The 8539-nt window shown below is 50.2% G+C and carries 8 protein-coding genes; 7 read left to right on the top strand and 1 reads right to left on the bottom strand.

Annotated elements, in window-relative coordinates; genetic code table 11:
- Positions 1 to 116: 116 nt before the first annotated feature.
- The 3 genes from HOM51_17575 to HOM51_17565 all read left to right on the top strand — a co-directional run bounded on the left by HOM51_17575 (position 117) and on the right by HOM51_17565 (position 4891).
- Entirely contained in the window at positions 117 to 1787 is a 1671-nt protein-coding gene (locus tag HOM51_17575) for an MFS transporter (protein MBT5036327.1), read from the top strand.
- A 463-nt stretch (positions 1788 to 2250) separates the two neighbouring features.
- Positions 2251 to 3300 carry a hypothetical protein gene (locus tag HOM51_17570; GenBank protein MBT5036326.1) on the top strand — a complete coding sequence of 350 codons (1050 nt, stop codon included), beginning with the start codon at positions 2251 to 2253 and terminating at the stop codon, positions 3298 to 3300.
- Between the two features lie 355 nt (positions 3301 to 3655).
- On the top strand, positions 3656 to 4891 hold the full coding sequence (locus HOM51_17565) for a PAS domain S-box protein (GenBank protein ID MBT5036325.1): 1236 nt from the start codon (positions 3656 to 3658) through the stop codon (positions 4889 to 4891).
- On the opposite strand, the gene HOM51_17560 is transcribed toward HOM51_17565, so the two are convergent.
- Complete coding sequence (locus HOM51_17560; GenBank protein ID MBT5036324.1) at positions 4875 to 5249, bottom strand: hypothetical protein; 375 nt, start codon at positions 5247 to 5249, stop codon at positions 4875 to 4877. The two genes, HOM51_17565 and HOM51_17560, sit on opposite strands and share 17 nt — an antisense overlap.
- Positions 5250 to 5660: 411 nt before the next feature.
- On the opposite strand from HOM51_17560, the gene HOM51_17555 reads away from it, so the two are divergent.
- The 4 genes from HOM51_17555 (at position 5661) to HOM51_17540 (ending at position 8364) form a co-directional block, all read left to right on the top strand.
- Positions 5661 to 6383: a hypothetical protein gene (locus tag HOM51_17555; protein MBT5036323.1), complete on the top strand. Its 723-nt coding sequence runs from the start codon at positions 5661 to 5663 to the stop codon at positions 6381 to 6383.
- A gap of 87 nt (positions 6384 to 6470) precedes the next feature.
- Positions 6471 to 7178: a DUF2927 domain-containing protein gene (locus tag HOM51_17550; protein MBT5036322.1), complete on the top strand. Its 708-nt coding sequence runs from the start codon at positions 6471 to 6473 to the stop codon at positions 7176 to 7178.
- 414 nt (positions 7179 to 7592) lie between these two features.
- Complete coding sequence (locus HOM51_17545; GenBank protein MBT5036321.1) at positions 7593 to 8063, top strand: hypothetical protein; 471 nt, start codon at positions 7593 to 7595, stop codon at positions 8061 to 8063.
- On the top strand, positions 8047 to 8364 hold the full coding sequence (locus HOM51_17540; GenBank protein MBT5036320.1) for a hypothetical protein: 318 nt from the start codon (positions 8047 to 8049) through the stop codon (positions 8362 to 8364). Before HOM51_17545 ends, HOM51_17540 begins: the two co-directional genes overlap by 17 nt.
- The last annotated feature ends 175 nt before the right edge of the window (positions 8365 to 8539 follow it).

Below are 8539 nucleotides of genomic sequence, written 5' to 3'. Positions count from 1 at the left end.
GATTAGTTTTGAAGGGGTTAAAAAAATTGGCTTTGAAGCGGACAAAATGATTGGCTTTGAAGGGGGCAATAAGAATTCGTTTGGTGTGGAGGAAACGGCAAAGTAAACTCCCGCCCATGTCTGAGAAATCTTCTTCATCATCTGAAAAATCACCCGAAATCCCATCGGAAAAATCAGCACCGTCTGCCTGGAGTCCGTTTCGGCATTCGTTGTTCGCCATCATGTGGACGGCGACCATGATATCATTGGTCGGCACCTGGATGAACGATATCGCGTCGGGGTGGTTGATGGCGGAAATGACGAATTCTCCGACCTGGGTGGCCTTGGTGCAGTCGGCTGTGTCGTTGCCGATTTTCTTATTTGCTTTGCCGGCGGGTGCGATGGCTGACTTGGTGGATCGGAAGAAGGTTCTGGCCATTATGCAAACCTTCTCCGCCCTGGTCGCGTTTTCACTTTGGTGGGTGGTTTATACAGGTGGGATTACGCCGCCGACGTTGCTGATGTTCGCGTTTCTGTTGGGCACCGGGGCGTCCTTTATCTTTCCGTGTTGGATGGCGATCATTCCGCAATTGGTGCCGAAGGATAAAATGCAGCCCGCCGTCGCCTTGCACAGTGTCGCTGTAAACTCGGCCCGCACCATCGGCCCGGCAATTGGCGGGATCGTCATCGCCTTGTGGGGGGTGTCGTATCCGTTTTTGATCAACGGCTGCACTTTTGTCCTGGCGGTGATGGGAATCCTTTGGTGTTGGAAACGGTTGGTCGATGTGCGGCCAACGAACCTGCCGACCGAGCGATTTTTTGCAGCGATGCGGGCAGGCGTGCGGTTCGCCAGATCGAGTGCACCATTGCAGGCGACCCTAATTAATGCGTTCGCGTATTTTGCCGTGGCGTCGGTGTATTGGGCGTTGTTGCCGCTGATCGCCAGGGATTTGCTGAAGGGCGGGCCGGAACTGTATGGCAACCTGATGGCGGGGCTGGGCATTGGCGCGTTGTTGGCAGCGTTGATCATGCCGACCCTGCGGGCGCGGTTTGGGATGAATAAGATGGTCGGCGGGGCGACCGCATTGACATCTGTCGCCATCGCCATGTTCGCCATTGCCCGCGAACCGTTGCTCGGAATTATCGCCGCCTTGTTCTGTGGCGGGACTTGGTTGCTGGTGGTCGCCAGCTTTAATGTCGCCGCACAAGTCGCCTTGCCTGAATGGGTTCGGGGCAGGGGGCTGGCCGTCTTGCAGATGGTGTATTTCGGGACCTTTGCCACGGCGAGTTTTATCTGGGGCCGGACGGCGGAGGCAATTGGCATTCGGGGTGCCTTGGGCATCGCGGCTGTGCTTTCCATCGCCATCGTTGGGGTCTTGGTGAAGTGGCGGCTTGGGATAACGGACCGGCCCGACCTCACCCCCTCCGGCCATTGGATCGAACCTGTCGTCGCCCATGATCAAGGCATCGAAAAAGATCAAGGGCCGGTAATGGTTACGATGGAATACGTTGTTAAGCCGGATGATAAAATTCCCTTCATGGCAGCGATGACCGAACTCGCCCAAATCCGCCGCCGCGATGGCGCGTATTCATGGGGGGTGTATGAAGATACCAGCACCCCCGGGACTTACCTCGAAGCATTCTATCTGGAATCCTGGATCGAACACCTGCGCCAGCACGAACGGATAACAAACGCGGACCGGGAAGTCGAAGACAAAGTCCGCCAATACCACCAAGGCAAAGACCGCCCCCGCGCCAAACATTTTCTAGCACCGAAAGTTCCGGGGCGGGCTGATGACGCGGGCTGACGCAGCCTTTATCCGAAAATCAACAGATTTATTTTGTTCGCGAACATATTAAGTGTCCGCCGTGTCCATCTTCAATCCGAATTCTATTTTGGGTTCTAAGGCTTAGCCAGAACCTCATAGTGGACACATTTATTTATTTTGTTCGCGAATATTTTAGGCTTTGCATTGAGGTGTAAATTCCCCCTACTTATTGGGCCAAGTTTCATGTGATTAATTGGAGATTTGGCAGATGTTTTTTGGTGACCCCCTCGTTTCCGTAAGTCTTTCAAAGAAAAAGCGCGCTGAAAAACAGCGCTAGATTGAGGCCCGCAATCAGCAAGTTGCAGACCTGGACGCCAATCGCAAAGCGCTTCAACAAGCGGTACGGGATAAGTACACGAGCCCGCCCCTTCTAGATGCCACGGTTCCTAAAGTTGCGCTAAAACCCAAAGGCAGGACGGCACAGTTTGACGGACCCTTTGGCGTGGTACGCCCCCGACCGAAGTTAGAGGTTGTTTCCGACCCGGTGGCGAAACCAAAACCCACTCTCGCAAAACCAAATGCAGAAGAAGACCTCAGCGGCTTCAAACTGGTACGGCTTCGCTCGAAGCAGGGTGGCGCAGGGAACGAAGATCGGTTGAAGGTGAACGTTCAGTTATTTGGTAAGGATGTCGAAAAGACTTTGGATAAGCCTGTGTTGGATTTGCTCCACCAGTCTCTGGCTGTTCCCAACACAACGGAAGAAAAAAGATCTCATTTGGGGTCGCTTAAAAAACTCGTGCGTGACGGGAAGATTACGCGAAATCAAAAAGCAGCCCTGCAGAACGCCATGCGTCTTGGCGGTGAGGCCGACATTGGGAAGAAGGGGTCGTCCTCAAACAAGATGCTGAACTATGTTGTCGAACGGCTGACCGTTGAGCAGGAAACGTTCGATAAAAAGTTTGACGAGGTCGCCTTGGCTGCATCGGGGGCTGGAATCGGTGCAGGCGCGATGGCTGCCAGCCGATTGGGGAAAACAGCCAAGGTCGGTAATGTTAAAGAACTTCAAATTTCCAGCGGCAATCCGATTCCGAAAGGCGAAAATCTCCTTCGTCGTCAAACCAAAGATGTTGGGGGATTGGTGGAACGGACGGCGCTCGGCGTGAAGAATCCAGAGTTACCAACAAAGATTACCTACGACCGTATTACTGGAAACGATGCAAAGAGGTTAGGGCCTTCGGTAAATAAATTTCTTGCGCGGAAGGATAATAAGTTTAGGAGCGCCGTTCGACAAATTGGTGATGGCGAAATCAGACATGCACTGAACAAGCATGGTCACGACCCTATACCCCTTAAGTCGAAAGACCTGGAAAATATACCCGATGTTGTGAAAAACGGCGAGGTTGTGGGCGTTCAAAGAAATCGACAAAATACAGGGATTATATATCGCAAAAAAATTGGTGGAAATTGGCTGTATGTGGTGGAGACCGTCGTTGGCCGCTCAAATATTTCTTTAAGATTCCAAACAGCATATTGGAATAAGGGTTCTAAGTGAATATAACGGGCCGCATATCCCCTAAGGTACATGCGGCCCTAACGCCCGTTACACCCGTCTAATGCCAAAGCCCTAGACTGCAACGCCCGAAACGCAAGCGTCAGTCGCGCTGAGGAATATATAGGTAGAATTTATGATGGCTGCAATTAAAAATAGCATATGGATCGAGTTTAAAATGCAGTGGAAAATTAATGGCCCGTGTACCCCCCAAAAGAGATACACGGCCCTAACGCCCGTGCTCCTCCTCAATCCCCCCTGTGACCAATATCACAGGCACCCCACCCCCTTCCTGGTATCGTTTGGCGTAATGCGGCGATTTTAATTTATATATTTATAGGTCAGGGAAATTTTGACCATGGCGAAAAAGTTTATTCCGAGGGGAAATAGGAGTTGGCCGTCGATTGTGGGACCAGCGAAGTTGCGGGCGTCCCGGGCGATGGCCCGACTGGAAGATTTATCTAGGCTGGCAGCCGAATGGGTCTGGGAAACCGATGCCCAAGGCCATATTACCTATTTGTCTGAACGGGTGAAGGACTCGCTTGGGTTCATTCCAGAACAAATTGCCGGCAAGACATTCCAAGACCTCGGCGTGTTTTATACAAAAGGTGGCAACGCGCATATCGTGGATATGGAGCGCCCCTTTCGCAACGTTCGCTTCAAAACCCTGGATAAATCCGGCGACGTACGAGTTTTAAAGGTCAGCGGCCTACCGTATTACAATCCGGAAAGCTGGTCCTTTGAAGGATCATATGGAATATGCGATGACGTGACCGAGCGGGAGCAAAATATTATAGCGTTGCATGAGGCAAAGGAGCAGGCCGACGCGGCCAACGCTGCGAAGTCGACGTTTCTATCGTCCATGTCCCATGAACTCCGCACGCCGCTGAATGCGATCATGGGGTTTGGCCAGATGATGGTGTTGGACCAACAAGACCCGCTTCCCGCCAAGCACCAAGAATATATGAAAAACGTCCTTGATTCAGGAAGCCATCTTTTGAATTTGGTGAGTGAGGTCCTGGAACTGGCGCGCATAGAAACCGGCGACCTGAAGGTTGAACTCGAGGACGTAAAGCTGTCGCAAACGATTACCGAAAGTATTTCCATGGTTGAGGCTGCGGCGCAGGATCGGAAAATCGGCGTTTACGCGGTGAATGTAGAAAAGACAGATATAATCGTCAGGGCGGATCCGTTCCGGCTCAAACAGGTGGTGGTGAACCTGCTTAGCAATGCGGTGAAATTCGGCCCAAAGGGATCAGAAATATTTGTCCAGTACGGCATGTGGGATGAATGGAATGTTCGGGTTTTCGTCCATGACGATGGTCCTGGCATTCCAGCGGAGAAACGCGATGAAGTTTTCGTCCCATTTGAACGCCTTGGGTTGGAGAGCTCGACAATTGCTGGGGCAGGGGTCGGCCTGACTTTGGTTAAACGCTTGGTCGAACGGATGAACGGCCATGTCGGCTTTGACAGCGGCCCAGACTATGGCACGACATTCTGGGTGACCTTGCCGCTCAGCCCAAAAAACCAGTTGGACCTTCAATTGGAAGTCGAAGAAGAAGCACAAGAGAACACGTCTATTCCTCAACCATAAATTCGATGCGCTTGGCCTGACGGTCGATGCAGCCAAGACCCATCACATAGCACAGCGACATGGGCATCAACGCGATGAACAAACAGATGTTCAGGGTCATGATCCCAATGGTCTTAGATTTGCGTTGAAAGACCAGGATCACCGGGGCCGGTTTTTCCTTGGGTGACAAACCGTCTTCATCGATTTCCAGTTCGAACCCTAAAGATTCAAAAGATTGAACCACCGTATCAATTCGAACATCGAAATCGATGGATGAATTCTCTGTACGGTCTTCGGCCTCAATCTCGGCCAAGGCTGCGCGCTCCACCCAATCTACTGATCGACGCCGCCCGACAAAGATTCCCAGCACGAACGCCATCAGACAAAGGGCAGCCAGTATCTCTCCAAAAATATGAATCGCGGCCTCCCGTTGCTAAGCCATAGAACCTAGCATTTTGCTTACCGCCGGAGGGGCCGGGATGCAAGAAGTGTTCGAAGGTTGGGGCGAGAGCGACTTTGGTGTGTCCAGTCGAGTGTCCAGTCGAGGGTTTTTTGTGTCCACCATCAATTTTTTATTTGGACTCAAAAACCGAAAGTCTAAAAAACGGATTCTATGTGACTTCAAGGCCTTAGACCTACAGGACTGGACACTCCTATAAACTGTCCCTTTATATCTTGGGGGCGATGTCGAAAAACTATTTTGTTCGCGAACATTTTAGGCTTTGCATTGGGCTGAATCTTAGTCGTAATTATTAGGTCGATCACCAATTTTAGAAACGGAGTATCGACAATGACATTTACAAATTCCTTTGACCATGAAAGCCCCTCTAAGAAAAAGCGCGCAGAGAAACAGCGTCGGGAAGAGGCGCGCAAGCAACAGGCAGCGGACTTGGAAAACGACCGCAAGGCGCGAATGCAGAAGGTGCGGGATAAATACTCCGATTCTGCCTCTATCCGTAAGCGTGCAGACAAGGCCCGTGCGGAGCGTCTTCAAAAATCAGAAGAGGCCGAAAGAGAAACGCGCCGCGACCGCCAAAGCCAGAAGGTGTCAGATCGAGCAAAAAAGGACTTGGGAGAGTTCACGGACCGTATCAAAAGGTTACGCAAGGCGGGGGATTACCCGAGGAAATCCAAACAGGCGAAAAAGCCAGAGCCAAAGGATATGCGAAACGACCTATCCCCCGGACCTGCGACCGAACGGGGTGCGGAGAGCCATCTTGAAAACAAAGATCACCGAGGCCGAACTCTTTTAGACGGCACCATTCGACAGATCGAAGAAAAGGCGCGCGAAGAGAAACGACGGAAGAATACAGCGCCAAAGAACTCCCCAACGGTTAGCCAGGATAAATTTAGAAACCTTCCGACACCTGAATTAGGGAATAAGGCTGAGCAAAAGGCGAAGAAGCAGATAAAGAAAGGACGCGGAAGACAAATGCTAAAAAAGAAAGGCGTCGGCGGTAAGCCTTTAAATCTTAAAAATTCTTTCCCTGGGTTTGACGATTTTAACATGTAAAAGAGAGTAACGTCGTGTATAACTTATTACAGGTATTTATATTGAGTTTCTAATATAAAAAAGTAGCTTGAAAGACGACCTTACAGCATGAATATACGAATCTCTGCGGTTGGTATTGTCTTTATTTTCATCACTGTAAGCTGGCTTGTTGATTGGGCGCTCTTAAAGCCCTTGAGGCAATGGGAGTATGTACGTACCACACTTCTTGAAGTTGAATTTGGCGAGCGTTGGCCAAAAGTTAATAGGTGGAAATCACCAGTCTCTGTTCAAGTGTTTCATAAAGTTAGGACACATGAGACGCTATTAAAGGTGGCGATTCAGCAACTTAATAATGTTTTCGCTGGGACCAACTTTTATCTTAAACACAGTAGCAATAATGCATTAATTTTTGTGCACTTCGAGCCATTTAAAGATTTTATAAAAGAATATGGTGAGGATTTTTGCCTGACCAAAGAGCAGGCAAAATTACACGCCGGAGCAGGCTGTATATTATTTGAAGACGATGGTTCTATTGTGTCCGGGTCTATTTGGATTAATCCAGAGTTTCCACAAAAATATTTTTATTCAATTTTATTAGAAGAGCTTACTCAAGTACTTGGCCCGGTGAATGACAATGCATTTGTTCGGAACAGCCTATTTTTCGAAACATCTAATGGTGCACCCAACAGGAAAACTTTATCGACCCTCGATAAAAAACTCCTCGTCTTCCTCTACAAACATCTGAACCCCGGCGACGACGAGGCAGCGGTGCGTCGGGCGTATGATAAATATTGGGATGGGATCGTGGTGGAGTAGGGGCGTGTTGGGTTCGTTTCAGAAAATTGTCATATCTTTTGCATTTTTGGCCGCATTTTCGTCCCTCCCTTTTCAGCAAATACTCCCCTTAATTCCACTCTGGTTTGCCCAAAATTCACCAAGTCAACTACAGTGAAACAATAACCATGTGTCCAGTCGAGTGTCCAGTCGACGGTTTTTTGTGTCTAGTATCAATTTTTTATTTGGCGCAAAAAAATGAAATCCGAAAAAGCGGGTTCAGTTTTACTTCAATGGCTTAGACCTATGGGACTGGACACTCTCGTAAACTGTCCCCTTAACCATAAAACACAATGTCGAAAAATTATTTTGTTCGCGAACATTTTAACCTTTGCATCGTGATTCAATTTGCGCTCAATACTATGGCCCTAACACACAACGACCAGGGCAAACATCGTGAGCGATACAATCATTCGAGAACTGGACGAAGGCGATATCCAAGCCTTTATTGATCTCTGCCAAGAACAGGCGGCGGAGACAATTCCCCACATGTCATTTGAACGCGACGTGGTCGAACGCTACGCCCAAGACGCAATTATGGCCGACGATTTTTTGGTCCTTCTGGCCGAACGTGACGATGCGCTGATCGGCTTTCCAGTCGGCTTCGCCAATCCCTACATGTTTTGTCGCGGCGTTACCTGCGAGCAAGAAATCATGTACGTCCGCCTTCAGAACCGCGGTGGTTTTGCGGCGGCTGGGTTGATCCGGGCGTTCACACTCTGGGCCGAAGAAAAGCAAGCCTTGGAAACTTATACCGGCGTCGCCAATGCCTTTCACACCGAACGCGCAACTTCATTTTTCAAGCGGGCAGGGTATGAACCTGTCGGCACTTACCTGAGGAAAATTCGCCATGATCTTCTGCACTGAAAATTTTCGTCATGTCCATCACCGGGCAGGCGCTAGCACCACTGAACCAATCAACGCACGCCGGTTTAAAGGCGGCGGCGGCAAAGGCGGCGGCGCACCTGACACCAGCGCCCAAGACGAACAACTGAAACTCGCCAGAGAACAATTGGAAATCACCAAGGGCGAAAAAGAAAAGCTGGAACGTGAAAACCAAGCGCGACGTCGCAACGTAAAAAATCGTCGTTCTTCCCGGTCCTTGCTGTTGTTCGGTGACGAACGCGGTGTCGATAACAAAGCCAACGAGACCCTAGGGGGCAAGTAAACAATGGCGTCTGCAAAAGCAAATCACCCGGACCTGAAACGTTTTAAAAACGCCAAGGTGCGCCGAGATCTTTGGAACGGGGTACTGGAAGAGGCCTATGCCTACTGTCTGTCCCAATACGAACGGCCCACATCCGGCACGCCTAACCACCTACACCCAAACCGGCCTCGACCCG

The sequence above is a fragment of the Rhodospirillaceae bacterium genome, from assembly GCA_018660465.1.
In the GTDB taxonomy this organism is placed as follows: Bacteria; Pseudomonadota; Alphaproteobacteria; order Rhodospirillales; family JABJKH01; genus JABJKH01.
The sequence above is the reverse complement of the archived record's forward strand: the minus strand, read 5'-3'. Positions and strand labels throughout refer to the sequence as shown.